This window comes from Paenibacillus sp. KS-LC4 (assembly GCF_036894955.1).
Taxonomy (GTDB): domain Bacteria; phylum Bacillota; class Bacilli; order Paenibacillales; family Paenibacillaceae; genus Pristimantibacillus.
Map to the genome: position 1 here is coordinate 3508272 of NZ_CP145905.1, position 26392 is coordinate 3534663.

21 protein-coding genes are annotated in these 26392 nt (G+C 47.9%); 5 read left to right on the plus strand and 16 right to left on the minus strand.

All coding sequences use genetic code 11. The features are described 5' to 3' along the window. Positions 1–31: 31 nt before the first annotated feature. Positions 32–3160, minus strand: coding sequence for an ATP-binding protein (locus V5J77_RS14740; protein ID WP_338551591.1), 3129 nt, complete (start codon positions 3158–3160; stop codon positions 32–34). Between the two features lie 222 nt (positions 3161–3382). Then, complete coding sequence (locus V5J77_RS14745; protein ID WP_338551592.1) at positions 3383–4252, minus strand: AraC family transcriptional regulator; 870 nt, start codon at positions 4250–4252, stop codon at positions 3383–3385. Positions 4253–4469: 217 nt separating this feature from the next. Between V5J77_RS14745 and V5J77_RS14750 the strand changes: the two genes are divergently transcribed. The 3 genes from V5J77_RS14750 to V5J77_RS14760 all read left to right on the plus strand — a co-directional run bounded on the left by V5J77_RS14750 (position 4470) and on the right by V5J77_RS14760 (position 6642). Then, positions 4470–5339 carry a hypothetical protein gene (locus tag V5J77_RS14750; protein WP_338551593.1) on the plus strand — a complete coding sequence of 290 codons (870 nt, stop codon included), beginning with the start codon at positions 4470–4472 and terminating at the stop codon, positions 5337–5339. Positions 5340–5396: 57 nt separating this feature from the next. Beyond that, a complete protein-coding gene (locus V5J77_RS14755; RefSeq protein WP_338551594.1) occupies positions 5397–6428 on the plus strand; it encodes an aminoglycoside phosphotransferase family protein in 1032 nt (343 codons plus the stop codon). 79 nt (positions 6429–6507) lie between these two features. Beyond that, the gene (locus V5J77_RS14760) at positions 6508–6642 is read left to right on the plus strand and encodes a hypothetical protein (protein WP_338551595.1); all 135 of its coding nucleotides are present in this window, start codon (positions 6508–6510) and stop codon (positions 6640–6642) included. A 107-nt stretch (positions 6643–6749) separates the two neighbouring features. On the opposite strand, the gene V5J77_RS14765 is transcribed toward V5J77_RS14760, so the two are convergent. From V5J77_RS14765 to V5J77_RS14775, 3 genes are all read right to left on the minus strand, one after another. Continuing rightward, positions 6750–7727 (minus strand): hypothetical protein, encoded by a 978-nt coding sequence (locus V5J77_RS14765; RefSeq protein WP_338551597.1) that lies wholly within the window; start codon positions 7725–7727, stop codon positions 6750–6752. A 19-nt stretch (positions 7728–7746) separates the two neighbouring features. Beyond that, the gene (locus tag V5J77_RS14770) at positions 7747–8478 is read right to left on the minus strand and encodes an SMI1/KNR4 family protein (protein ID WP_338551599.1); all 732 of its coding nucleotides are present in this window, start codon (positions 8476–8478) and stop codon (positions 7747–7749) included. Positions 8479–8554: 76 nt separating this feature from the next. Continuing rightward, on the minus strand, positions 8555–10225 hold the full coding sequence (locus V5J77_RS14775; protein WP_338551600.1) for a DUF6138 family protein: 1671 nt from the start codon (positions 10223–10225) through the stop codon (positions 8555–8557). A gap of 399 nt (positions 10226–10624) precedes the next feature. Here V5J77_RS14775 and V5J77_RS14780 point away from each other — a divergent pair, with 399 nt between their 5' ends. Next, complete coding sequence (locus tag V5J77_RS14780; protein ID WP_338551601.1) at positions 10625–11047, plus strand: VOC family protein; 423 nt, start codon at positions 10625–10627, stop codon at positions 11045–11047. A 97-nt stretch (positions 11048–11144) separates the two neighbouring features. Here V5J77_RS14780 and V5J77_RS14785 read toward each other — a convergent pair whose 3' ends face one another. Further along, positions 11145–11885 carry an SDR family NAD(P)-dependent oxidoreductase gene (locus tag V5J77_RS14785; protein WP_338551602.1) on the minus strand — a complete coding sequence of 247 codons (741 nt, stop codon included), beginning with the start codon at positions 11883–11885 and terminating at the stop codon, positions 11145–11147. Between the two features lie 122 nt (positions 11886–12007). Here V5J77_RS14785 and V5J77_RS14790 point away from each other — a divergent pair, with 122 nt between their 5' ends. Then, the gene (locus tag V5J77_RS14790; RefSeq protein WP_338556821.1) at positions 12008–12907 is read left to right on the plus strand and encodes a LysR family transcriptional regulator; all 900 of its coding nucleotides are present in this window, start codon (positions 12008–12010) and stop codon (positions 12905–12907) included. Between the two features lie 146 nt (positions 12908–13053). On the opposite strand, the gene V5J77_RS14795 is transcribed toward V5J77_RS14790, so the two are convergent. The 10 genes from V5J77_RS14795 to cysI form a co-directional block, all read right to left on the minus strand. Then, positions 13054–13914, minus strand: a complete 861-nt coding sequence (locus tag V5J77_RS14795; RefSeq protein WP_338551603.1) for a hypothetical protein — start codon at positions 13912–13914, stop codon at positions 13054–13056. A 470-nt stretch (positions 13915–14384) separates the two neighbouring features. Further along, positions 14385–14831, minus strand: coding sequence for a GNAT family N-acetyltransferase (locus V5J77_RS14800; RefSeq protein WP_338551604.1), 447 nt, complete (start codon positions 14829–14831; stop codon positions 14385–14387). Between the two features lie 220 nt (positions 14832–15051). Continuing rightward, positions 15052–16224 (minus strand): sugar ABC transporter permease, encoded by a 1173-nt coding sequence (locus V5J77_RS14805; RefSeq protein ID WP_338556823.1) that lies wholly within the window; start codon positions 16222–16224, stop codon positions 15052–15054. A 2-nt stretch (positions 16225–16226) separates the two neighbouring features. Further along, a complete protein-coding gene (locus V5J77_RS14810) occupies positions 16227–17750 on the minus strand; it encodes a xylose ABC transporter ATP-binding protein (RefSeq protein WP_338551605.1) in 1524 nt (507 codons plus the stop codon). A gap of 85 nt (positions 17751–17835) precedes the next feature. Further along, complete coding sequence (xylF, locus tag V5J77_RS14815) at positions 17836–18945, minus strand: D-xylose ABC transporter substrate-binding protein (protein WP_338551606.1); 1110 nt, start codon at positions 18943–18945, stop codon at positions 17836–17838. A gap of 133 nt (positions 18946–19078) precedes the next feature. Continuing rightward, positions 19079–20623 (minus strand): response regulator, encoded by a 1545-nt coding sequence (locus V5J77_RS14820; protein WP_338551607.1) that lies wholly within the window; start codon positions 20621–20623, stop codon positions 19079–19081. Between the two features lies 1 nt (position 20624). Beyond that, complete coding sequence (locus tag V5J77_RS14825; protein WP_338551608.1) at positions 20625–22067, minus strand: histidine kinase; 1443 nt, start codon at positions 22065–22067, stop codon at positions 20625–20627. Then, complete coding sequence (locus V5J77_RS14830; protein ID WP_338551609.1) at positions 22064–23041, minus strand: substrate-binding domain-containing protein; 978 nt, start codon at positions 23039–23041, stop codon at positions 22064–22066. The genes V5J77_RS14825 and V5J77_RS14830 overlap by 4 nt, the downstream gene beginning before the upstream one ends. A 296-nt stretch (positions 23042–23337) precedes the next feature. Next, positions 23338–24426 carry a low temperature requirement protein A gene (locus V5J77_RS14835; RefSeq protein ID WP_338556825.1) on the minus strand — a complete coding sequence of 363 codons (1089 nt, stop codon included), beginning with the start codon at positions 24424–24426 and terminating at the stop codon, positions 23338–23340. Positions 24427–24655: 229 nt separating this feature from the next. Next, the gene (cysI, locus tag V5J77_RS14840) at positions 24656–26377 is read right to left on the minus strand and encodes an assimilatory sulfite reductase (NADPH) hemoprotein subunit (protein WP_338551610.1); all 1722 of its coding nucleotides are present in this window, start codon (positions 26375–26377) and stop codon (positions 24656–24658) included. Between the last annotated feature and the right edge of the window lie 15 nt (positions 26378–26392).

Below are 26392 nucleotides of genomic sequence, written 5' to 3' on the forward strand. Positions count from 1 at the left end.
TATTCCCAGCCCATCACATTTTGCGAAACTTCTATTCCTCAAGTCTTGAAATCTCAAACCCTACAACGGTTCCCTCCCCTACTTTACTCTCCAAATTCAACCCTCGGCCATAAAGCCGAGTCAAGCGGCTATGCGTATTCAGCAGCCCAATTCCGCGATGTTCTCTTTCCGCTGGTTTCAACAACCGGCTAATCTGCTCCTCATTCATACCAATCCCCGTATCCCTCACATAAAATTGCACCGAGTCCGCTTGCTGCTCAATACGAATGCCCAGCGTCCCGCCCTTGCGCCGGCTTAGCAGTCCATGCCTGACCGCATTTTCTACTAACGGCTGAATGGTAAGCGGAGGAATCGGCATATTCTTATCAACATCCTCCTGTACATCCCACTCGACCTTAAGCCGCTCGCCAAAACGCTGCTGCTCAATATATAAATAATTTTTCACCAGCTCAAGCTCCCGCGACAGCGGTACCAGCTTGCCTGCGGTGAGAAAGTCAAAGCTAATACGCAGATAAGCTGTAAACGCTTCTGCTAGATTTCTCATCTTATCCGCATCAATCTCGCTTAACGCCAAAATCGAATTCAAGGCATTAAATAAAAAATGCGGCTGGATTTGCGCCTGCAAATAAGCGGCCTCCATGCTTAATCGTTCATTAACCGCCTGCTTGAGCGAGGAAAGCGATCCCGCCCGATACCTCAGCTCCAGTGCATCAACGGGCTTGGTAACATAATCATTCGCTCCCGCCACAAAACCAGCATAAATATCTTCCGGCTCGCTGCGCGCGGTCAGCAAAATAATCGGCAGCTCATACAGCGTAAACCGCTCGCGAATGAACCGCGTTAATGCATACCCTGACATACCCGGCATCATAACGTCTGCAATAACAAGATCCCACTGCCCGCGATGGAGCTTGTCCACTGCTTCTTGCGCGGAAAACGCCATTTCAATATCGTACATATCCGCTGACAAAATATGAGCCAGCACCTTTAAATTGACGGGATCATCATCAACAGCCAGCACACGAATCCGATCTGTAGCTCCACCAGACTTCGAGGCAGGCAGAGCGACTTCGGTTAAATCATAACGGGCTGCTGCCATCGCGTCCGCTCCTGCTGCAAGCTGTGCGCCGACAGAAGCCAGTGATTCCGACTCTTTTTTCTCAAAAATCATCGGTTGAGTCGGTGCGTCTTCCACACTTTCATCAAACACGGACAAGTTAAAGCTGAACATACTGCCCTTGCCCGGCTGAGATTGAACGAGCAGCTCGCCGCCATGCAATTCGACCAAGTCCTTGCATATACTTAGCCCGAGCCCAATTCCCCCTCTGCCAGAAGCGCCTTGCTCGTAGCGCTGGAAAGCACGCTTTTGCATCAGCTCATCCATACCTACTCCTGTATCCGTCACACGTATTTGCACTTGTCCGTTTATGAGCTCAGCAGCCAGCTCCACGCTTCCTTCTTGGGTGTATTTCAATGCATTGTGCACCAAATTAATAATAATCTGCACGAGTCGTTCCTCATCGGCATAGACACACGGCAAATTTTCCTTCATATCCATCCGCAGCTTAACCCGCGTGCCCTCGGTCAAAAACCGCAGCATATCCAGCACACCAGCAGCTACTGACTGAACTTTTACCGCGGTCATCCGTACTTGAATCCTTTTATCCTGAAGCCTGACGACGTCCAGCAAATCATTCAGCATAAGCGACATCCTGCGGCTGATCATAATGAGCAGCTCCATATCGCGCTGGCTTTGCCCATCAAGCACATGTTTTTTTCTTGTCAGCACGCTTTGGGCAATGTTCATAATGCCGTGCAGCGGCGTGCGCAGCTCATGCGACGTATTAGCAAGAAAACGATCCTTCAAGCGATTCGACTCCGCCAATTGGGCGCTCAGTGAAACATTTTCATGCCAATTATGATAATATCTTTTAAACCAATGGGCCGAGAAGCTGGTAAGCGCTGCAATTAAATCGACCGGATAAAACATATATTGCGACGTTCCAGCGTAATACACCGATCCCCACAACATATTATTAATGACACATACGACGGAAAATAAGAGAAATAATGCACCTTCTGCCTGATTTAACACCATTTTTATAAAATAATAGGCTGTCCAGAACACGGGGAGGTAATATAGCAGCATGTATAGATTCGATTCAATCGAATACAGCACCAGCTCTAGCGGGCCGCATGCGACAAAAATCGTATACGCCGCTAATACGCAGACGTAGCTATAAAACAATAGGCCTTTGCGAGTAACCCCAATAAAAGCCCTGCCCATCATGAGGAGAAAAAAAGCGAACCATACATACGAAAAAACCTTCAGCTTCAGCGTCCATGCAAATTCAGCAGGGATTAGCTGGAATAAAAGCCCATGGTGATAGGTCGCAATCGTCATCGCCGCTGAAACCATCATGAGAAAAAACATAATAAATTCTGTTTTTCGAACATTAATGAAATAAATAATCAGCGCATATATCGCATGCAGTAGGAAAATGACAATGACGATTAGCTGAAAAGAACTGGAATAGGTATAGCTTCGGTCAATGCCTTCTTCTGTTCCCATTTGTACTGAACGAATAATGCCGCCATTCAGCGGCGCTTCATAATTGGATACTCGAACAAACAAATCCAGCTCCACTTGATTATCACCGTCATAGCTCACCTTGAATGACTTATTGTCAGAAACATGATCTTCCTGCCCCTCGGCAAGCTCGCCGTGCTTCGCAAGCAGCTCCCCGTTAATCTCCACCTCCGAAGCAGTATAAATAGATTGAAACCACACGCTAAATGGCTCCACCGATGGCCGATCAAGCAAAATTCGTACATAATACGTTCCAAATCCGTATGCCTCCTGAGCAGCATGGTCAAAGGCCGCATTCCATTTGCCTGGCACCTGAAGCAACTGTCCCTTAACAGTGCTTTCAACATTAGATGCGCCAACCCATTGCCCCGCATAAAACAACCATTGTCCGTCCAGCAGAAACGGCTTGGATTCATCCAAATCTACACCGCGTAAATCCAGCACGCCTTGCTTCACCATTGGCGGGTTCTCTACAGTGAGCTGATTTTGCCAGCTCCAGCGCACAGTAATCAGCAGTAAAACAAAAAATACTACGTAAATCACATGGCTTAATTTAATCTGTTTTCTCAAAATGATTATAAACCCCTCATTTACCTTTACATTCTATTTCTCTCAAATATAGCGCATGCCGCTAAAAATGAATATAGCGGGTATTATAGCTGCTGACTGAAGCGCTGCCCCTAGCTATGATTCAGCAATCTCAATGAATGAAGAAGGAGAAGCTCGGCTCCTCCCGGCTTCCCCTTCTTCTTCTTCTTCTTCTTCTTCTACGCTGCATCAATCGCTACTAACTTACAGCCGCTTCCTAACCGGAATCCATATCTCGCTTCTAAACGTCGCAGATGTGATGTCCTTGTGCTCATTCCACAATAGCTCCGGCCCCTCCACTTGCTCATAGCTGGAAGACGGAAACCACTCCGAATAAATGCGGCCCCAAATTTCTTGAAGCGTACCCGGGAATGGCCCGACTGCTTCAAATACAGCCCAGGAAGATGCTGCAACCTCCAATTGTGAAAATGGCTCGACACACGCGAGCGTCGTGGCCACGCCAATATAATGGTCCAGCTCGCCCTTCTCCTCCATCCGACCTTCCGAGAAATTCGCTGAGCCGCTAATCATGCCATACGGCTCCATATTGGATAGCTGCTTGAGCGCTGTTATTTTTTGCTCGTCCAAGCTTTGCCACATTGCTGCGATTTCCGGATTAACCCCGTTAAATTGGATGGGCACCCGCTTGTGAATGCCGACGATGCGAAAACCCGTTTTTTCCTCGATACGATAATTCATTTCGACTCCTCCTCTAACGATTAACTGGAAGGACATGCGAGGGCAAACCTTTAATGAGTGTCCGCTGCTTCTTGCTTCAGATGGCGTAACCCCATGGTAGAGCTGAAACGCCTTCGTAAATGCATCCGGTGATTGATAGCCATATTTCATCGCAACGTCGATGACTTTAATCTGACTTTGCTGTAGCTCAAAGGCAGCCAGCGTTAGACGACGGCGGCGAATGTATTCAGACATCGTAAGCCCGGCAAGGAATGAGAACATTCGCTTAAAATGATATTCCGAGCATAACGCTCGCCTTGCGGCCTCTGTAAAATCTATCTCCTCCGTCAAATGTTCTTCAATATAGGCCAATGCCCGGTTCATATGCTCAAGCATCTTTAGTCGCCCTCCCTTCCACTTCTGTAGAGTATCAAATTCTCCTCGAAGGAGTCCGACAGTTCATGCACCAAATTGACGGGTTCGTTTAATTGTACCAAACTATTAGCGTATTCTCCCAATTCTCCCTTCCCGATTTGCATTAGCGATGCGTTCCTATTAAGCTTATATTTGAGGGTCATTCCTGTTCATTTCTAATAAACAAGGAGTCTGCATAATGGATAAAAAATTGTTGAAAGCGCTCAAAAAGCTGTATAAATATAACAATTACCAATACGATTCCGTTCGCAGCATCAGTCTATATAACACGGATATTTTGGAGCCAAGTGAGCGTGAACTGCTGGACGAGTTTCATTGGGAGGCTAATAAAATCGAGCTGCTTACCCATGACGAGCTGAACCGCAAGCTCATTGCGCTTCAATCTATCCAAGCCTTTTCGTGGGTTAGCATGGCTGGCGTATTCATTGCTGGTGTCGGGGGCAGCTTTCCCGCAGGAATTTCTTCTTTAATTAATTATAAACAAATGATCCATATGCGGGAGCATCCTTATGAGCAGGCAGAGCGATTCATGTGCTGCAAATATTGCGGCTTCACTAATGACCAGTACGAGCATTTAGCCTATATTCGGTACGTCGTTCATTTAGGTAATGCCTATGATTCAACTGTTGGCGCTTATGCCCATTTGACTGAATTAGCTGAGCTGACAGCGCATCGCCCGATTGTGCCAACAGCCGAGGATATTCAGAAATTCAACCAGCTGTTGCACTTCATTGATCAGGCCGAAGATGATGAAACACCCGGCAAATTGGAGAAGCGCCTCACCGCAGCGAAGCTTCTGAAAGGAACGCCGGGCATGCGCCGAAGCATTCTGCAATCTCTAACATTGGTAGGTGTACTTCCCAATACGGTTCTCCCCCTGTCTCCTGATTTTTGGACGAACACAGAGGACGTATTAAAAAGCTATCTTCAAATGAAAAATACGAATGGACGCTCCGATTTGGAGATGCCATGGGCGGGCTGGAAGGGCGAGCTCGGCGTAGACTGGGATAAAGCGCGGCAGCTGTTCGGGGAATATATTTCTGGCTAATCCTATGCACAACGATTCGGAATGGACCAAAATATGCTGTGAAAGCAGGGTGTACATATGCAGGTACAACTAGTCGAAAAAATAATTGCGGAATGGGCTTCATCAAATGCCAATACCCTTGGTTTAGATCCTAAACCTATCAAGGCATCCTATATCTTTAACCCTGGAGGCTTCGGCAACTTGTCTGTCCGGCTGACGGACGGCCGCACCCAGCTTCATGTCAAGCTAGCCCCGCGTAGCAATGCCGCGCGTCTTCAGCAGTGGGCGAGCGTCAGTGATTATCTTGCCGAGAACTACACCGCGCCCAAGCTCGTTCATATCATTGAGGACGAAATCGTGCCGGAGTATGCCTATGGACTAGTTTTTGAATACATTGAGCAAGCGACCCCACTTATGGAAGCACCGAATCCCGAATTTGCGCTAACGGGAGTCATAGAGACCATTGCTAAGCTCCACCGCGACGAGCGTCTTAGCGGAATGCTGCCCAAGGCTGAGACCCGCACTTATGCGGAGGCGTTCGAGGACGAGTATATTACCCGGTTTACGGAGGATCTCGAAGAAATCCGAAGTTCGCGCGAGCTGCTCCGTGATTTTGTATCGGACGAGACGATTGTGTGGTTTGGGGACGAGATTCAAAGGCTGCGGGACATCGTTCGGCACACCCCTGCCTTTCTACATCCTGCAAGTGATGTTGTTCATAACGATCTGAACAGCAACAACGTATTGACATGCGACAATTACAGCTTCCGGATAATCGACTGGGACGACTTGACTGGTCAGGGCGATGCGGCGATGGACTACTCGGTGCTGCTTTGGCCACTAACGAAGTATCCTTCGTGGTCGGTATGGAGAGATAAAGTTCGGGCAGAAGCGGGGACTGCGACCCTCGAACGGTTGGAGCTTTATTTTCGGGCGAAGCTGCTTGATGACGTCATCGACGTGCTGGCTGATTATGTAGAGGCTGAGAAGGTTCCCGAACATCGAGAGGAAGCTCAGCGCACGGCAAGGGCTGTGCATCTTCATTCGTATCCGCAGTATCTCGCCAAATACGGTTTTGATAGTGGACAGCACTTCGGAACAAAAAAGTGAGGCTCCGAATTCTAGCTTCCTTCCTCACGTATTACTTTTCAACGGAAAAGCCGGTATATCGCACAATGCACAATGCACAATGGAAAACATTGATCCTAATGCCGCTGAGAAGCTGCTGCTCCAACTCGTAAGCTGTCTCAAATTTGGCGAAAGTGCTCTTCTGCCTGCCGAGCAGCATCATTCGCTGCGTTATTCCGAGCGAATGATGCGCTGAATTGAGAAGCAGTGCCATGATGAAACCCAGTTGGAGCAGTTGTTTCGAGCCTCTCTTTCGCTTAAATCCGAATCCGAGCCTAGCTAATCCACGCTCTGCCCTGCCTCTTACAACCGGATGATCCGTCTAAAACGCAAATTGCCGACTATATCCTCGAAGTCCAGCTCAAATACATGAGGATCGCGATAATAGACCGCTGTCGCTGGCAAGTAGCCTACAACGGGTCCTGTTCCCCCGCATACTAAGCTGCCGCCGTCTCCGCCCTTCGGAAAAAACGCCTCATCCTTCAGCGTCATTTCGTACTGATAAGGATCTCCTGAGAAGCAAATACCGAACGCATTCGGCAGCTCCAAATCATAAGGTCTGCTCTCGCCTTCGGCCAGCTCCTCAAAATGCCTGAGCTTCAGTCCATAATCAAAGCTGTCGCCCCAAGGATACAACGTTCGGCAGCCGCCGCCGTAAAGATATTCCCACTCATCCTCCGTAGGCAGGCTAAAGCCGGATTGCTCAATTTGCTCTGCGACGATATCCGCGTCCAGCTCATCATTAAACAAATAAGCGAGGATGTGCTCCCCTTCGCGTACGAAGCGAAAATTTTGATGACGCTCGTATTCGGAATAGGTGCTGAGCTTGAATTTTTCTAATTCCTCCTGAAAATCCTCATCCTCGGCCAAATCCTCGTCATCGAGCTCTACCCTGTACCAGCCTAACGAATGCGTCTCGCATTCCACGAGCATAGCGCCTATTTCCACCTCGCGAACCGGAGACATTTGATCACGGATAAACGCATCACGATCCTCAACGCCAAATTCGTTCATCGTCTCCTGAAAATCTGCGGCTGTTGCGGCATCCAAGCCTTGCTCCCAACGCTCCCAGCCTAGCGTTACCTTATCTCCCGGCACATAAACGAACTTATAGCCCTTATACACATAAACACCTGTTTCGAGTCCGCTGCCATAACGCTGAAACGCTTTCAGACCTTGATATTCAAACCCTTCCGGCAGCTTGTCCAGCAGTATTTTCAATACAATTTCCTTCTCTTGGCTCGGCAGACTGTTCCAGACGAATCGACTTAATGTTTCCATCTTATTTCCACCTTTTCGATTAGATTAACGATTTACAATTATGATTTTCCAAAAAAGCGGTTATTTGCTGCAAGAGCGGCTCCTGCCCCTCCTCATAGAAAATGGCAACCTCCAGCCGGTAAGCATAATTGAAACGAATATACCCGCCCAGACCCTGCAAAAACAATAGGCATGTATGGGCATTTTCGATCTGCAAATTCGGCTCAAAGCTTTTCTTGCACTCACGTGCCAGCTCAGGCAGCTCGAATCCGGCCTTATCCGGGTCAAAATGAAAAAATTGATGCTTCCGCATTTGTGTCCACGGCTCAAAATAAGCCGGAGCCGCCGCTTGCTGAGCAAGCTTTTCGCCATAAATCTGATTAAGAAATGCCGTATAGTCCTCATGCTCCATCCCATCCTCGGCATACAGCTCAATAATCTCCGAATGCCGCGGCAGCCAGATGATGCCCTTGACAGCCGGATGAACCGCGAGAAAGTCGCCATCAATCGTCGTGCCAATCGACACGCATTCGGCGATTTGCTGCTGCGTAATCGGGCTGGCAGCATCATGCTCCCAAAACTCCTCCTCCGCGAACGACTTCAGCACATGAGGATCAGGCGCTTCAATATTAAACCAGCCGCGATAAGTGCCTGGGCCGTGTACAACCAAGAAGCGGACATACGCTTCAGGCAGCGTCAACCGCTGCTCTTGTTCCAGCTGCCGCAGCTTTTCGGCTGATATAGGCGAACCATTATTTGATACGATATACATGGTCAGGCCCCCTTTTATAAAAAAAGCTTCACGCTGCCTATTGCTCATTTGCTCCTGCCTGCGCTCCTGCTCAAGCCTATGTATAAGCGGCTTGCAGCAGCTGCTCCATAAGCGGCTGGCGCGCGTCCTTCGTTTTGCGAGCTGCTGCCTTCAGCTTGTCTGTCCCGCCCCAGATCAAATAGAGGAGATGCTCCACTTCATAATCCTGCCGCCCCTCCACTTGCTCCAGCAGCAGCGCCAAATTGTTTTCCTCTTCGAAAGTCGGCTTGATTTTGAGCTTCAGCTCTTCCGTACTATGCAGCATGCATACAACAAGTGTTGCAATAGAATCGGCATTAACGCCGTAACGAGCCACAAACTCGGCGGTAAATTTATTTTGGACTGATTGATGCTCCACATCTACCAGCTTCATATATTGCTGAGCAAGCGGAAAATAACGGGGATCGGCTAAGCCTAGACCGAAAACAGCATAGCTTCCCGGCATGCAGCTTTTTTCATCCTCCGTATCGCTGTACCATTCGAACTCCTCCATTGCCTCGCGCGCATATTGCTCCAGCAGCGGATGCAGCTCTTCAAAAGCAAGCACATTCGCAAAGAAGCGGTGCGTATCCGATTTGGTTAGACCTTTCAGCGGTAAATATTGTTTAACGCTCGATTTGAGCTTGATCTTATAGCTTTTAGGGAACCCCTGCTGAAGCAACCGAATGATGAACGCCAACGCCTGTGTGTAGCTCTGCTGCTCCTCCTGCTTAATGACGATTGTTATCGTCGAAAAAACATCATTCGCCTTGCAGTGAACATAAGCATCGCTATAGTCGCTATCTTCCTTCGGATAAGCACCGCTGCCTTCTTCAAGCAGTTGCGCTGCTTTATCGCTTCCAAGCTGACGGGCACAGTCGATAAAGGCGAGTCCCCTCTGCTTGCTGTAGCTCGGCTCAAAGCGAAGAATAGCGACAGCCGTATAAAGCAGCAGCGAAATTAGCCCCGGTTGTACAGACTCGGCGGCAGCACCAGACTTCAATTTATACTGCTTCCGTCCGTCCTCGCCCTCCTCTATCGTAAAAAACGGCGGCAGCAATTGGTTTTCCACCCAGTCCTTCAGCCTGATAATGATGTTGCTGCGATGCTCCTGAAGCGCTTCTCTACGAGATTTATTGAGCTCTAAAATTTTCTCGAATTTGGCAATGATCCATTCGCCGTCCAGCTGTGGAAAAAGCTGCTCACTAAGCAAGTGGCGTGCTAGAAAAAACGTATCCAGCGGCTTCGTCGGAAACTTGCCCGCATCCAGCTTTTGCGCCACATAAGCTTGTAAATGTCCCAGCAGCTCTTGCTTTTTCGCCTCATTCACGTATGTCACAAGCGGGAGTTCTACGACGCTTTCCACAGCCCGGAACTTTCCGCAAAAAGTAAAGCGGTAATCCGTAACGGGTGATGCTTCCAGCCGTTTCAGTCGCTCCCCAATCTCCTCCGCAAGCTGCGGCTTAACAAGCGTCTCGATCTGCCCCGCTGTAAACAGCGCATGCGGGTCAGGCTGCTCATCCTTTTCATCCGGCCAGCCGATGCCCAGATCATGGTCGATAATGTCAATCTTTTGAGCGGTGCAGTCTATTTGTGCATAATCAAAGACCCCTACCTGCAGCTTGGTTCGCTTGATCACATCTGCTACATCCTGCTTCTCCAATTGGTCGAACCACTGGTGAATCTCTCGTTTCATCTCATCTATTGCCGCTATTTGTGCTGCTTCCATCGTCTATACTCACCTTTCCACTTTGCTTTTTTAAAAGTAAAGCAATAACCGTTATGTATCCCAACATTTAATACCCGATTTCATTAACCCTGAACACATCCGCTTTGAAAAAAATGAAAGGGCACCCGCTATGGGTGCCCGGCTTTGAGGTAAGCTATGGAGTGCTTCAGGCTATAAGCTCTCAGTGTCGACTGCTTTCGAAGCTTATTCTCTCATTTTATCCGTGGCGGGTGCTGAGAACAATAAGTCTTATGGACGGTTTAATTGCTTATTTTTGGTAAAAAAAGCCCTCAGCTTCCCTTCTCGGGTCGCAGTTTGAACAAGCTCGAATTCATGATACAATTGGAACGTAAATGACCATGCTTAACCCCAACACAACCTTATGAAGGAGTGACGTAAGTGGCTGTTCAGGCGTATTTGAATTTTAATGGCAACTGTCGTGAAGCGGTTTTGTTTTATGCAGAGGTTTTCGGAACGGACAAGCCTGAAATTATGACCTTCGGAGATTCTCCTCCAAATCCAGATTTTGAGATGCCAGAAGCAGTAAAGCCTCTGGTCATGCATACACGCCTGAAAATTATGGGCAGCACGGTTATGTTCTCCGACGTGTTCCCGGATATGCCTTTCGTTGAAGGCACAAACATCAGCCTCTCCATCGTCAGCAAGGATCTTGAAGAGCTGCGGGCAATCTTCAACAAGCTCAAAGAAGGCGGCACCGTCGAGATGGAGCTTGCGGAAACCTTTTGGTCTAAAGGGTATGGCAGCCTGAAGGACAAATTCGGCATTCACTGGCTCATCAACCAATCCGACGAGGAGCTTTAATCGAATCACATCCCTAAGGCTAAGGCTTTGGCTATTAATACCCGCCTGCCCTGTTTGGAATTCGACCGAGCAGCGGCAGGTTATCACATTCGTTACCCTACAACGTTTGACCGCTATCCACAGTAATGATTTGCCCCGTCATCGCTTCTTGCTCTAAGGTTGCACAGATCATGGAGGCAATATCTTCGGGTGTCGAAATGCGCTGCAGCAGCAGATTCGGGGCTAATCTCTGCATTTGTTCTTCTCTTCCAGACCACCATCTTGTTGCGACAGCTCCCGGTACGATGCAGTTGACCCGAATATCGGGAGCTAAAGCTCGCGCTAGTGATTTTGTTAAGCCATGAACGGCCGCCTTCGATACGGCGTAGGGAAGAGAAGAGCCTAATCCAGTTTGCCCGGCAATGCTGCCTAAGTTGACGATGGCTCCCTGTTTATTGTTCTTCATGTAAGGTGCGACAGCTCGCGCACAGTAAAACATGCCTTTTACATTCACATCGAACAATTCATCCCATATTTCTCCGGTAACTTCCTCCAGGTTGTACATTGGAATATGACTTGTCATACTGGCGTTGTTGACGAGCAAATCCACGGTCCCGAATTGCTGGATGATAGCTTCGACCATGCTCCGGACTTCCTTGTCCTTCGATACATCTGCTTGTACCCCTATAGCTTGGCCGCCCTCTTTGTTGATCGATCGAACGGTTTCTTCCGCATCGGCTTGCGAACGAGAATAGTTAACGATAACGGTCGCCCCTCGCTTGGCCAGCATGAGACTGGTTGATCTGCCAATCCCTGTACCGCCACCCGTAACAAGAACTACTTTGTTATATATCTGCATAACGGGTACACTCCTTATATTCTAATTTAATCTTTTCATTGTAAGTCCTCAGATCGCATTTGTATAATTGAACTATTTGAAGGAGTTGTTCAAATAGTTTGAACTATAAAGGAAGGTGTATCATGGATTTTAAGACGTTAAAAACGTTCCAAATGATCGTAAAATACGGCAGTTTTGCCCGTGCGGCTAAAGAAATGAACTATGTTCAATCTACCGTTACGATGCAAATACAAAAGCTTGAATTGGATTTAGGCGTTCAGTTGATCGAACGAGGACATGGAAAGGAGTTTCGGTTGACGGAAGCCGGGAGGTTATTTCATGACCAAAGCATGCAGATTGTAAAAAATATGGAGCAATTACAAACAAGCTTGTCGAATCTACAGTTAGGGGAGACGGGCCATATTCGCATCGGCGTCACGGAGCCAACAGGGAGCTATCGGTTGCCTGGCATTTTAAAGGAGTTTATGTCTATGTATCCGAACATCCGGATTTCTTTGGAATTTGCGAGCACTCCGACACTGACCGAGCGAATCCTCAGAGGAGAGCTTGATTTTTCATTATGCTCAGCACCGAATAGAGGGAACGATCTTTATTTTGAACGGCTATTTCAGGAAGAATTTGTGGCATTAATGCCTAAAGACCATCCGCTAGCGCTGAAAGCGGTTCTCGCACCGGAAGATATTCGAGGGTATCGACTGCTCATCACAGCTGAAACCTGTCCATATCGCAGAAGGCTGGAGATGGTTATGCAGGAAATGGGAAATCTGTCGCTTGATACTATGGAGATAGGAAGTATGACGGCCTTGAAGTTTTTCGTCGAGAATGGGTTAGGCATCGCACTGATCCCGAAGATTCTAGTGGAGCCCACTGCTGCGGGAACAACCATTCGAACGCTCAGTGGAAACCTTATATATATGACTGTTGGAATCCTGTGCAAAGCATCGGCCTACCCGTTGCAATTTGCTAGTCAAAGGCTTTATCAATTTCTCAAGCTCCACTTGAGCGAGCAATCTACTTTCTAGGAAATTAAACTTGCTGTTACAGACAGCGTGGATAACCGTAACCCAATTGTCAGGCAATAAAAAAAGGCTGTCCATATTCATAGTGCCTGCTCTGCCTGAAGTTCATCCAAGCAGCGGCAGGCTGATATTTTTTTCACTCGATACTATTAAGACTGAGAAGTTCTCGCGTTTTCCAACGTTCGTATAAAAGCCTCTATATTGTCTTTAATGTACCCCTTATTTTCATAACCGGCACTGGCTGCAATGTCCTTGATATCTTGGACAAATGCAGTCAAGCTGGCAGTTGAGGCCTTCTCGAATCTGTTCTCACCGACATTATCCCCGATCGGCTTGGCTGTCTCCTCTCTGTATGCCTTTATCCAATCCGTATTTTTCGCTGCTTTCTTAGCGAAGGATTGCAAGATGCCGCTCCAGTCTTTACCGTTCACAATAGCTTCTTGCAGCTTGTCCAGCGTATTCGGCTCGAATTTTTTCATCATATAGTTCAAATCAACATAATCATCTGGAGCTCCAACAGGCCTTTGCGGCGGGGTTTCGTAACGGAATCCTTTCGTTTCAGGGTCTACCGTTCTTGTTTTGGAGATGGCGCCGATTTGACGAATCGTATTCATAAATTCGACCGCTTCATCATCCTTCATATAGGTGTCCGCAATATACTTAGCTTGAGTAAGTCCCAATTCTAATAAAGCTGATCTTTCCTCATCTCCAGTTATGTCTGTAATGATATTGGATTGAATAATGCCGTAAACAGCTTCCTTTACCTTGGGCGGCTGGTCTGAGAGAAGGCGGTTCAGCGAATCATTAATTTGAACAGTTCCAAAGTATTTAGCCGAATGGTTCACAATATCGGATTGCGCCAGCTGTCTGGCGGCCGGGCTGATCTCTACTGTTTCGGTGTCATGTGAAAGCCCGGGTATCGTGCCTGTAACTAAAGCCGGCTTATCAGCCTGTTGTTTAGAGTTGGTATATAAATTCAAATCGTACTGGGCTGAGCTGTAAATCTTCATTTTTAACGCACCCCTATTCCATTCATTTATTTCGGTTATTCACTTCTATTTATAGTATCGGTATATTCTATTGTATTTTTTATATTAATTTACAAAAAAGGAGGCGAAGAGCAGGTAAAATGAGGATTCAATTTGTTAAATTATAATAAAATGAATGGAATCAATATTGAGCGGTGAGAGGAAAGAAATAGACAAAATTAAAATAGCGGAGTTTATAAACTGCCGCTTATGAAGCATAATATAAATTGATGATGAACAGCAAATAGGCTGCAATCGCTTAATGCGGCTGCAGCCTATTTTTTCACTATTTAAAGCTGCGCCAACAAACGATCTCCTTCAAACCACTCAGAGCCTCGTAATTTGCTTAAAGCATCAAGTACATAAAGTCCTTCATCGCTTTCTAGCGATGCTGCTCCCCATGATGCCATCGTATTACGCACCCTTCTATTAGTTTTTGAGAGACAAAAATCTCACACACAATAAGCCAAAATAATATCCCCATTTCCTTCTAACTCTCCCGTTTCTATAAACCCTAAGTGCTTATAAAGTTTATTTGCGGCCATATTATGTGGGATATGTGATACCCTAATTTGTTTACAGTCCACCCTGGCACTGAGCATCTTAATTACCTCTTCAATTGCTGCTTTTCCATAACCCATTCTCTGATATCTCTCGTCAATCATAAATCTCAGAATCCAATAATAACCGTCTTTATATATTTCATTATCAAAAAGTATAAACCCGACCATCTTTCCTTCAGAAAAAATACCGTATGGAACAGATGTAGGTTCATTTGCTGCATGTAACAGTGATTCTTCATTACTTGCGACCAAGTCAAGCTGTTGGCTGCTCACTTTTAATTGAGTACACTCGCTTTCAAACTCTTTTGTAATCTTATGTAATTTAATAATAGTCACAGAGTACACGACCTCCATTATGAAATGAATATTCAGTTGAGTTGTAATAGAATTATACTAATTAAATGATCCCCTCTCTGCAAGTACATTGCCTAATTGAACCTTAATTTCCTCTTCTTCGATCCATTTCAATACAAGCTCTTTTATCAAAATGAAAAGGGAGGTGCATGTTCCAAATGCGCCCCCCGTTCATCCAGCCTCCTGCTGCATGGCTGCAAGCTTAAACCTTCTTCCGCTGCCTCGTATAAATGTCCACATACACCGCGAGAATGAGAATGCCTCCTTTGACGATATACTGCCAAAAGGACTCTAAATTCATTAAGCTCATGCCGTTGTCCAAGCTCGCCATGACGAGCGCGCCAATAATAGCTCCTACGACGGTTCCGGTACCGCCCATTAGGCTTGTTCCCCCGATTACGCATGCCGCAATGGCATCCAGCTCGTAGTTTTGCCCAGAGCTCATCGTTGCCGCATTCAGTCGGGCTGTCAGAACAAGCGCAGCGATCGCAGCTAACGTATTACAGAGAACGAATACTAGCAAAATGCGCCGCTTGATATTGATGCCTGATAGACGCGCAGCCTCGGCATTTCCGCCAATCGCATAGACTTGACGTCCAAACGTCGTATTCTTCGAAATGAAAGTGAAAATGAGTGCCAGCACGATGACCATTACGAAGGGAACAGGAATGCCCTTATAGCTGTTCATCAAATACACGAAGCCGATGACAAGTGCGCCCATGACACCTAAACGCAGCACGCTTACCGCAAAAGGCTCGACATCGAACCCGAATTTCGCTCTAGCCGACCGTTTGCGCATGACCAAATAACCAGCCACCGCCAAAGCGGCAATGCCAAAAATCCAGCCCATTAAATCGCCTACATAAGATTGTCCAATCGCTTTCATGGAAGGCGTCAGCGGAGCAATCGTCACACTTCCTGTCGTTCCAAACAAAATGCCCCGGAAGATAAGCATCCCGCCTAAGGTGACAATAAACGCCGGAACAGCCCGGTAAGCAATGATCCAGCCCTGGATGAAGCCGATGGCAGCGCCAATAGCCATAGTGGCTATAATGACCGGAACTGTATTCCATTCGTACCACACATTCAGAATCGCTGCAATACCCCCAGTCAATCCTACAAGTGAGCCAACTGACAAATCAATCTGACCGGCAACGATAACGAGAACCATCCCGATAGCCAAAATAGACGTTACCGACATTTGCAAAAATAAATTCGAAATATTCGTTGGCGACAAGAAGCGCTCATGCAGCAATGAAAACAACACCCATATGGACAATAGCGCTCCAATCATCGTATAGGCACGGGCATCAAATTTAAACCAATTTGGACGCCGCTTTGTTTTCGTTTGGTTGAATACGGTTTCTTGATTCATGCTCATCGTCCTTTTCCTCCTGTGGCAGCCGTCATGATCATTTCCTGTGTCGCTTCCTCAGCGGTAAATTCCCCCATATGCTTGCCCTCCGCAATAACCATAATTCGGTGGCTCATGCCAAGCAGCTCCGGCAGCTCCGAGGATACCATAATGATGGAAACGCCCTGCGCAATCAATTCATTCATAATGTTGTATATTTCGAATTTGGCGCCTACGTCAATGCCGCGTGTTGGCTCATCCAAAATCAATATTTTCGGAACCGTCATCAGCCATTTGCCGAGCACCACTTTTTGTTGATTACCTCCGCTTAATGTGCCTACAATCGTCTCCACCGAGTTCGCCTTCACGCGCAGCGAGCGCAAATATTGATTGCCTGCCGCTATTTCTTCATTCGGGCGAAGAATGCCGCCAGAGGAAATCGCGCCAAGACTCGCTAAGCTCACATTGCTCTTGATATCCATGCCAAGCACAAGACCATATTTTTTCCGGTCCTCCGATACAAGCGCCAAGCCTGCCTTGATCGCTTGCTGCGTATTTTTGAGCTTGACTGGCTTTCCCTCAATTTCGATCAGCCCTTGGTTTTGCCCGCCATAGGAGCCAAACAAGCTCATAACAAGCTCCGTTCTGCCCGCTCCCATCAACCCGGCAATACCTAGAATCTCACCCTTCCGCAGCTCAAAGCTTACATTGTCAATGACCTTCTTCCCCTGACGCTCGGGATTCATAACCGTATAGTCTGTTACCTTCAACACAACCTCGCCTGGAATCGCTGCGATTCTAGGAAAGCGCTCCTTCAGCTCTCGTCCTACCATAAGCGAGATCACTTTATCCTCGTTGACTTCCGAGATCGGATAGGTGCCCACCGTCTGCCCGTCACGGAGCACCGTTACCGTATCCGCGATTGCAAACACCTCATTAAGCTTATGGGAAATATAAATACAGGTAACGTCTCGTTTCTTGAACTCCTGCAAAATGCCGAGCAGTATTTCGACCTCCTGCTCCGTCAATGCTGCTGTCGGCTCATCTAAAATCAGGATGTTTGCCCGCTTGGACAGGGCCTTGGCGATCTCAATCTGCTGCTGCTTTCCGATCCCGAGCGCACCAATCGGATGCTCTGGATTGACGTCATGCAGGCCAACCTCTTTCAGCCACCGCTCGCTTTCTTTGAACACCCGCTCCCAGTTGATGATGCCAAAGACTGCTGGCTCCTTGCCGAGGAACAAGTTTTCGCCAATCGACAGCTCCTTCACAAGGGCAAGCTCTTGATAGATGATAGCGATGCCCGCTTCCTCCGCATCTTTAATTTTGCCGAAGCGCTTCTCTTCGCCGTTGATTATGATTTGCCCATCGTAGGTGCCATGCGGATAAAGCCCGCTAAGCACCTTCATCAAAGTGGACTTGCCAGCGCCGTTCTCGCCGCATAACGCATGCACCTCGCCTTTTTTCACCAAAAAGGTTACGTCGTTCAACGCTTTAACGCCTGGAAATTGTTTTGTAATGTTGCGCATCTCTAATGCAGCCGTCATCCCTTAAACACCTCCGAAAATAACAAAGAGGGGAGGCGCGTCATGTTGCCCATCGCTTCATCCCCTCTTTCTTCGTCGCAAGTCTCTATTTCGCGTTTTTGTATACATCCTCTTTGGAATGGAAGCCGTCCGCAATCACTGTCGCATCAATATTCGATTTGTCGACAGCAACAGGATCAAGCAAGACCGAAGGCACATCGATTTTACCGTTATTGACCGATTTATCCGCGCCAACGTCTTCGCCTTTGGCAAGCTTCACCGCTAGCTCGGCCGCTTTCTCAGCTAAATCCTTGATCGGCTTGTAAACCGTCATCGTTTGGGTGCCTTCAACGATACGCTGCGCTGCCGCAAGCTCCGCGTCTTGGCCGGATACTGGAATTTTGCCAGAGATCCCTTGAGCGGCCAGCGCTTGAATAACTCCGCCTGCCGTACCGTCATTTGCGGCAACAACGGCGTCGATTTTATTATCGTTTGCCGTAAGCGCATTCTCCATATTCGTAAGTGCATTCGCCGGATTCCAATCCTTCGTCCATTGGTCGAAGACAACCTGAATGTCACCGCTGTCAATAAGCGGCTGCAAAATATTAAACGCGCCTTTTTTGAACAAATGAGCATTATTGTCGGTTTCCGAGCCGCCAATGTAAACGAATTTCCCTTTTGGCGCTAGCTTCACGATAGCCTCAGCCTGCATTTCGCCTACTTTTTCGTTATCAAATGAAATATACAGATCGAGGTCGGAGTTTTTGATCAAGCGGTCATACGCTAGCACTTTAATGCCTGCAGCATGGGCTTTTTCTACGATAGCAGCGGTAGCCTCCGCATTATGAGGAACAACGACCAGCACGTCTACGCCCTGGCTGATCAAATTTTCCGCTTGCGAGATTTGCTTCGCATCATCGCTATTCGCTGCCTGTACTTCTACTTTGGCGCCCAGTGCCTCGGCCGCTGCAATGAACAAATCGCGGTCACGCTGCCAGCGTTCCTCTTGCAGCGTATCCAGCGAGAAGCCAATGACCAGCTTATCATCCCCTGACTTGGCATTGCTTTCCTTCTCAGTCGTTTCTTGCGCGCCTGATCCAGAGCCTTCTTTTCCGTTGCCGTTACCGTTGCTGTTGCCGCCCGAGCAAGCTGACAGAACAAGAATCAAAGCTAATACAATGGATACAACCCCGCCTCTTGTCAAACGTTTCCCCATTTTCTTCGCTCCCTTATCTTACAAAATGTAACTGCTTACATTTTAAAATATAGCATACATCTGGAAGTGTTGAGCGACCCACTTCCAGCACTCTTTTGCGATCATCTGCATTTTTTTAAGATGGGCTGCCCTCTCATCGCTTACTGCTTATAATTGCCCGTCGGTAATCGGTGGGAGATGCGCCGCACACCTTTTTGAACACCTTGCTGAAATAATTGGGATCGTTATAGCCCACTTCAAACGTGATCTCCTTTAAGCTGCGCTGCGGGTCAGCCATCAGCTTCTTCGCTTTCTCAATTCTGCACTCGGTGAGAAAATCTATATAGTTGATGCCCTCCTGATCCTTGAACATTTTACTCATATAGAAGGGACTCAGCCCAATACGATTCGCCATCATCTCCAGTGAAATCTCTTTCTCGGAATGTTCTATAATGTACTGCTTCATTCGACCTACCGCATCGGGCTGTACATTTGCTTGATGGATTTCAAGCGTACATATCATCTTGCTGAGCAAACCCTCGGTTTCGGCGCGCAGCTGCTGATACTGACGTACTTGAAAGGAAAATAACGGCTTCTCAATCTCAATTCCCATTTCCATAGCTACACGGGCGATGAGCCATAACCGCTCCAATACATATTGGCCCGCTTCCGTCAGGGATGCCTGATTCTGGTCACAGCGGTCAATTAAGCCCATAATCATTTTCCGCACCTCCGCCCACTGCCCTAAACGAATTCGGTCGATGAACAGCCTCTCTGTTTCTTTATCCTGATAACCGCTTCCGAAGGTGTCTTCCCTATCCATCTCTCCATAAAATTGATGCTTGGCGGGCTGCTCCGTATTGGCGCTTGCAAGCAGCGCCTCCTGATAGGAAAACCGAATATTTCCAAGTCCCGCGTAGCAGCTGCCTATGCCTATGAAAAAGTCTCCTCCGGCGAAACGCTGCAGCAGCAGAAGCTCCTGCACGAGCGATGCCGCCTGCGCACGGAACGTTTTGGCAGCCTCGCGGAACACAATAATCGGAATTTGACGGCCCGACATGGCTCCTACCCAGCCTTTTCCTCCTTCCCTCACCTTTACTTTCAATGTGCTATAAAGCGGTTCTACCGCTCCTTCGCTTGGCAGTATCAAGAGCAAGACGAATGCCTCACTTGTCACTTCTCCACCTAGAAGCTGAAGCATGTCATCAATATGTACTTCATGGATATGGTCGAACAGCAGCTGCATGACAACATCCGATTCCACTAGCGGCAGCATCTTCCTCAGCTTCTCCTCGTCAAGCAAACGCTGCTCCAGTATAGCTTTTTCCTGTAAAATTTCTTCAATAACCTTGCCGATGACGGCTATAATTTCACTCGCCTTACTAGGCTTGAGCAAATAATCCTTAACCCCCAGCTTAAGCGCCTTACGGGCATAATCAAATGTGTCGTAAGCCGTTACCATAATAAATTTTGCAGCTGGCAAAAAGACCGATATCCGCTCAATGGCTTCAATTCCGTTTACGCCTGGCATTTTAATATCCATGAGAATAAGGTCCGGCTGCCACTCGCTTGCCAGCTCAATCGCTTTTGCGCCATTTCTCGCTTGCTTAAATTCACAGGTGGGAAAGCCCTTGTGCAAAATCGCCTGCAAGCCTTCGCGTTCTATCTGTTCGTCATCCACAATTAATAGTTTAAGCATGCTAGCCCTCGCTCCCCGCCAATGGTATTTTTATCGTTACCTTGGTTCCGCAGCCGGGCTGACTGTCAATGGAAATGACATCCTCAGCGCCGACGAACAGCCGCAGCCGTTTAACGACGTTGCTGAAGCCGATTCCCGTAGAGTGACCCAAACTATCGGCGTTGCCGCCCTCCATCAAAATATGGTTCACCTTCTCAGCCGTCATGCCAGCTCCGTCATCTTTAATTTCAATCCAGACGCAATGCTCTCTTTCATAAATCCGAAGCGTTATGCTCCCCCCATCCTCAAGCGGCTCCACGGCATGAATGACCGCATTTTCAATAATGGGCTGAAGCGTAAGGCAGGGAAGCTTGAGCTGAAGGCAGCTCTCATCGACCTCCTGCTCAAATCGAAGCCGATCGGTGAAGCGTGCACCTTGAATCTCAATATATTTCAAAGCAACCGACAGTTCTTCCTCAAGCGTTACCGCTCGATCCAGTCGGCGCAAATTATAGCGCAGCAAGCCAGCGACGCTTGCAATTAAATCGCTTGTTTCTTCGGAACCATCGAGATAAGCTTTCTTGGAGAGGGTATCTAGGGTGTTAAACAAGAAGTGGGGGGTAATCTGGCTTTGCAGGCTGATCAACTGGCTTTCCTTCAGGAGCAGCTTGCTTTGTTGCAGCTCACTTTCAAGCTGAGCCTTCTGTTGAATCTCGGAGATTAAATTGTTGATATTTACGCGCATACGGTCAAACGTCTTTGCGAGGAATGAAATTTCGTCGTTGGAGTGTACTTCAATCGGTTTGTCGAAGCGCCCGCGCGATAGCTCCTTGGCGGCCACCGTCAGCTTCTGAATCGGCCTAGTAATGCTGAGGGAAAACCAGTAGGTAAACAGTAATAGTATAATCGTAATCAAGGAGAGCAGCCAAGCGCCAAGCCGTTTGAGCTCCGCGCTTTGCTCAATAATACTGCGGTAAAACGCATCGTACGTCCGCACCTCTTTGTCTATAAGGGTAACCGTCGTCTCGGCAATATATTTATCAATGCGGGTTGCCTCCTCGAACTTCTCAGTCGATTGCTCCGCGTTTCCTTGTTCAAGAAACATAACCGTCAAATCCGCTGAAGCGATCAGGCTATCCATCATATTGATATAGCTCGTCAAGGTAAAAGCGTTGTCTTTATTACGCAGCGTGACCGCCCTCAGCTTTGCCATCAGCATGTTTTTTTTGTTCTGGTCAAGCTTGCTCAGCTTATACGCAGATGGCTTTTGCATATAGTCATTTAAAGCAATAATCGTCTGGTGGCTGTGATCAGTCACTTCATTCATGCGCAAATAACGCTGAAGTATATCATTATATTGCGCTTGTGTTTTCTGATTATAGTAAGTGAGCACGACCCAAATCAAAACCATAATGGACAGGACAACAATCGACATTGTCAAAATTTTTCTCTGTATGCTGTTCATCGTGTTTCCCCCGCCCGCAATACCTTGATGTCCGTAAAATAACCATCAGGGTTTAGCGGCACCTGCTCGCCAGTCAGCCACTTGATCATATGGGTGACGCTTTCCTCTCCCATCGCCTCCGGGGACTGTGCGATTAACGCATCAATTTTGCCCTGCTGCATCAAGGTCAACGTTTCTGGCGAATCGTCGAAAGAATAGATGTAAAATGGCTCGACCTGCATCCGTTTGCTAATTTCCTGAATAATAGAGCCTGCATGATTCGCGGATACGGCAACAAAGGCATCCACGTCAGGAGCCTCGTTCAACAGCTTATTCGTAGCGCTGGCTACATCCACACGCGAATCGCCTGCCGCAACGATCAGCGTTTCGATCTGGCGATACGGCTTTAGCACATTTAAAATGCCCAATAGGCGCGAGCGCTGGAAATATTCCTGACGATCCGAGACGATCAGCACCACTCTGCCCGCGAAGCCCATATCCGACAAAAGCTGGCGCGCGATCATACTGCCTGCCTCCAAATGATCAGAGCCGACATAGGTCCGGCGCAGGCTCTCATTCATCGGAACATCGTTTGCAACGGTAATAATCGGAATGCCGCTGCCTGCGGCCTTCACCTTGGTCAAGCTTTTGAATTCATCCGTATCGAGTCCCTGCACAATAATGCCATCTACCTTCGATACAATTGCAACCTCAATATTTTTCAGAAAATCATCGCGATTCGAGCCGTAGGTGCCCCATACCTCCAAGCTTGCACCATAGCGCTCGGCTGCTGCCATAGCCCCATTTTCCACCTTCGCCCAAAACGGAGTATCCAGCTCGCTTGTAATGAGTACGAGCCGGTAGCTGCTATGCTGCTCCGATGTAAGCGCCGGCTCGATTAATTTGGAGGAGAACACCTTTATCATCGAGGTTAGCGTGAAAAACAAAATAATCAAGCATCCAGCAAATAAGCTGACGAACATCCATTTGCGCAAGCCCCTGACCCCCTGCCCGCATAATAACGCATCCATTTTGATAACGTTTTCATATTTAAATCATATTGAATGCCGCGCTTGCTGTCCAGCTGTGCCACCTTCTTTGGTGACACTTATTCGTTCCAATTAGGTGAAATCCGTTCTTCTGCACAAGGGCACAAGCGATTTTTGAAGGTCGAAAAACAGTTCACATAATAGTCTGCGAACGAGCTACGATAGTTAAACATAAGGGCTCTACATATGAGATATGACAAATAAATAGAACCCTCAGCCGCTTAGCGTTCATCCTTCGAATGTTAAGCCGTTGTTTTGGCAAATACGATAAAAAACAGCACAAGCTCCACAAGCACAACCGTCGGCGGCACTACTACAAGCAAGTTCACGCTGAACAAAGCAATTAAAAGCAGCAAGAGCAGCGATATATGCTTCACGGTCGGGCGCAAATGCTCAAAGCGGTAGCTGTATAACACGCACATAACCGATAGAAAATAAATAAACACGGAGCCAAAAACAAACCCCAGCATAAAGCCATATTCCAGTTTGTCCAAAAACACCAGCTGGATCGAAGCAGCGATCATACAAAGCGACAAATAAATAAACAAATGGCCGTAAATAATCGTCTGCCCCGCCGTTCGCTTCGTTTTATCCACATTTTTCTCCATGTTCTCGAAATATTGCCACCAAATTGCAATGACGAGAATAAAGGAGAGTGCAACGAATGCGATGGAAGTAAAGCTCATATCTCCAGCATCCAAAATCGAAAGCAGGCTAACGACCGATTCCCCCAGCAAAATTAGTGTAAACAGCGAAAATCGCTCCAGTAAATGAGGGGTATGGATCGGCGTGACAACGAGATGCTTGCGGCCTATTAATGGAACGATGATGTCCAAAATAATGCCCGCATACAAAATCGCGTAACGCAGCCACGAATCAAAAAACAAGGAGCATGACGATATCGCTATCCCCAGCCAAAAATAAGTGCCGAAAAATCGTGCGGTTTGCAGCTTGTGCAGCACCTCTGAACGTGCCGTCAGCAAATATTGCACGGTCGTTATTATACGAAGCCCTATATATCCAATAAAAAAGGGTACATAATAGGCGTCAAAATCCACATTCAAGCTTGCGGTCATAATCAGGACGAAAAACATTTGCATTACGATAAATAACCGGTGCTTCAGCGTGTCCTGTCCAAAACGATTATTATACATCGTCTGTCCAACCCATGCCCACCAAATCGGCACAAAAATCAAGATGAATTTGGATAAATGCTCCCAAGTAATGCTGCTATGCTCTACATGAAGCAGTACATGTGTGGCCTTGGAGACGGCCGCGACAAACAATAAATCATAAAACAGCTCCAGCCACGTTACTTTTTTCTCCGGCATCATCGCTTTGACGTGCTCCTCTCTTTGCATACGTCCAATAGTATTCTCTATCTCTACATCGACTCAATTATTATAAGCATCGGCCGCTCAATAGGCAATATGCGAAATAAGGCCTGGAGCCAATGCCCCAGACCTTATTTCCTATCTATCGTTTTGAGAAAATAGAGCAAACGGCAAGCGCATCATTCGCTTCTCCTAAGCTTGCCTGCTATAGCCCGCAGCGGAGCCTCTAGTCGTGGAAATTAAGCCCCGAAGTCGTAGCCTTCACATAACCGCTTCGAATGACGAAATCGCCGAAATGCTCGCCCTGCTCGCGCTCTTTCGCGAAGCGGTTAATAATAGGCGTCAGCGTGCTGATAATTTCCGTTTCATCAATATTTTCCTTGTACATCTTGTTAAGGCGGTCGCCGTTGAAGCTTGCGCCCAAGTACATATTGTATTTGCCCGGCGATTTTCCGATAAATGAAATTTCGCCCAGCGCTGGGCGGCCACAGCCGTTCGGGCAGCCTGTCATGCGAATAACGATGGACTCGTCACGCAGACCAGCCTCATCCATGACCACATCCAGCTTGTCGATCAAAGTCGGCAAATACCGTTCCGCTTCCGCCATCGCAAGGCCGCAGGTAGGCAGCGCTACGCAGGAAATCGAGCTGCGGCGCAAAGCCGAATAATGCGAGCCGTCTGTCAGCTTATATTGCTCAATCAGCTCCAAAATTTTGCGTTTTTTCTGCGTCGTAATATTGGCAATAACGAGATTCTGGTTCGGCGAAAGGCGGAAGTCTCCGGTATGGATCTTCGCAATTTCACGGAGGCCCGTCATCAGCTTGTAGTCGCCGTCATCTTGAATCCGCCCGCTTTGAATGTACAGCGTCAGGTTCCATTTGCCGTTTGTGCCTTTAAGCCAGCCATAGCGGTCGCCATTGCTGTCAAAGTGGAAATCGCGCGGCGCTTCCAGCTTCCAGCCCATTCTTTTGTGCAGCTCGTCAACAAACCAGTCCAGACCGTGGCGGTCAATCGTGTATTTGAAACGGGCATTTTTACGTACAGAGCGATTGCCATAATCGCGTTGAATCATAACCGTTTTCTCGGCAACGTCAATCGTTTGCTCAGGCGTACAGAAGCCAATAACGCGGCCAAGCTGCGGATAGGTTGCCGTATCGCCATGCGTCATGCCCATGCCGCCGCCAACGGTTACGTTGAAGCCGACGAGCTTGCCCTTTTCCAAAATCGCGATGTAGCCCAGATCCTGAGAGTAAACATCTACATCGTTGGATGGCGGTACGGCCATCCCGATTTTGAACTTACGCGGCAAGTAAACCGGTCCATAGATCGGCTCCACTTCGCCAGCCGCCTCCGAGCTTTCTACCTTCTCGCCATCCAGCCAAATTTCATGATAGGCAGGCGTGCGCGGCGCGAGGTGATTGTTAATGCGTCTTGCCCATTCATTCACTTGCTCATGAGCCTCAGATAGATGCGGGTTAGGATTGCTCATCACATTACGATTAACATCGCCACAAGCAGCAAGCGTCGTCATGAGCTTGTCGTTGATCGTACGGATCGTCTTCTTCAAATTCCATTTCAACACGCCGTGCATTTGGAAAGCCTGACGAGTCGTCAGACGCAGCGTTCCGTTGCCATACTTATGAGCCAGTTCGTCCATCGCCAGCCATTGCTCGGATGTCGCTACACCGCCAGGCACAACGACGCGGAGCATGAACTGGTACGCAGCCTCCAGCTTCTGCTTCTCGCGCTCATTGCGCAAATCCCGATCATCCTGCATATAGCTGCCGTGGAATTTCATCAAGCGGTTGTCGTCCTCCGGCAAGCTTCCTGTAATCGGATTGCGAAGCGTCTCTACGAGCGCTCCGCGCAAGTAATTGCTCTCTATTTTTATAATTTCAACGTCGCTCGGCGGTCCGCCGATCGGCTTTACGATTTGATCATTTGCCATTGCTGCTTGCTCCTC

Excerpts from the sequence above, each read along its gene's own strand:
- V5J77_RS14825 (WP_338551608.1), bottom strand. The coding sequence starts at position 22,067 with ATGAACAGCATACAGAGAAAAATTTTGACAATGTCGATTGTTGTCCTG.
- V5J77_RS14775 (WP_338551600.1), bottom strand. The coding sequence starts at position 10,225 with ATGGAAGCAGCACAAATAGCGGCAATAGATGAGATGAAACGAGAGATT.
- V5J77_RS14790 (WP_338556821.1), top strand. The coding sequence starts at position 12,008 with ATGGATTTTAAGACGTTAAAAACGTTCCAAATGATCGTAAAATACGGC.
- V5J77_RS14785 (WP_338551602.1), bottom strand. The coding sequence starts at position 11,885 with ATGCAGATATATAACAAAGTAGTTCTTGTTACGGGTGGCGGTACAGGG.
- V5J77_RS14750 (WP_338551593.1), top strand. The coding sequence starts at position 4,470 with ATGGATAAAAAATTGTTGAAAGCGCTCAAAAAGCTGTATAAATATAAC.
- V5J77_RS14745 (WP_338551592.1), bottom strand. The coding sequence starts at position 4,252 with ATGCTTGAGCATATGAACCGGGCATTGGCCTATATTGAAGAACATTTG.
- V5J77_RS14795 (WP_338551603.1), bottom strand. The coding sequence starts at position 13,914 with ATGAAGATTTACAGCTCAGCCCAGTACGATTTGAATTTATATACCAAC.
- V5J77_RS14765 (WP_338551597.1), bottom strand. The coding sequence starts at position 7,727 with ATGGAAACATTAAGTCGATTCGTCTGGAACAGTCTGCCGAGCCAAGAG.
- V5J77_RS14805 (WP_338556823.1), bottom strand. The coding sequence starts at position 16,224 with ATGAATCAAGAAACCGTATTCAACCAAACGAAAACAAAGCGGCGTCCA.
- V5J77_RS14770 (WP_338551599.1), bottom strand. The coding sequence starts at position 8,478 with ATGTATATCGTATCAAATAATGGTTCGCCTATATCAGCCGAAAAGCTG.
- V5J77_RS14810 (WP_338551605.1), bottom strand. The coding sequence starts at position 17,750 with ATGACGGCTGCATTAGAGATGCGCAACATTACAAAACAATTTCCAGGC.
- V5J77_RS14755 (WP_338551594.1), top strand. The coding sequence starts at position 5,397 with ATGCAGGTACAACTAGTCGAAAAAATAATTGCGGAATGGGCTTCATCA.
- V5J77_RS14820 (WP_338551607.1), bottom strand. The coding sequence starts at position 20,623 with ATGCTTAAACTATTAATTGTGGATGACGAACAGATAGAACGCGAAGGC.
- xylF (WP_338551606.1), bottom strand. The coding sequence starts at position 18,945 with ATGGGGAAACGTTTGACAAGAGGCGGGGTTGTATCCATTGTATTAGCT.
- V5J77_RS14835 (WP_338556825.1), bottom strand. The coding sequence starts at position 24,426 with ATGCCGGAGAAAAAAGTAACGTGGCTGGAGCTGTTTTATGATTTATTG.
- V5J77_RS14760 (WP_338551595.1), top strand. The coding sequence starts at position 6,508 with ATGGAAAACATTGATCCTAATGCCGCTGAGAAGCTGCTGCTCCAACTC.
- cysI (WP_338551610.1), bottom strand. The coding sequence starts at position 26,377 with ATGGCAAATGATCAAATCGTAAAGCCGATCGGCGGACCGCCGAGCGAC.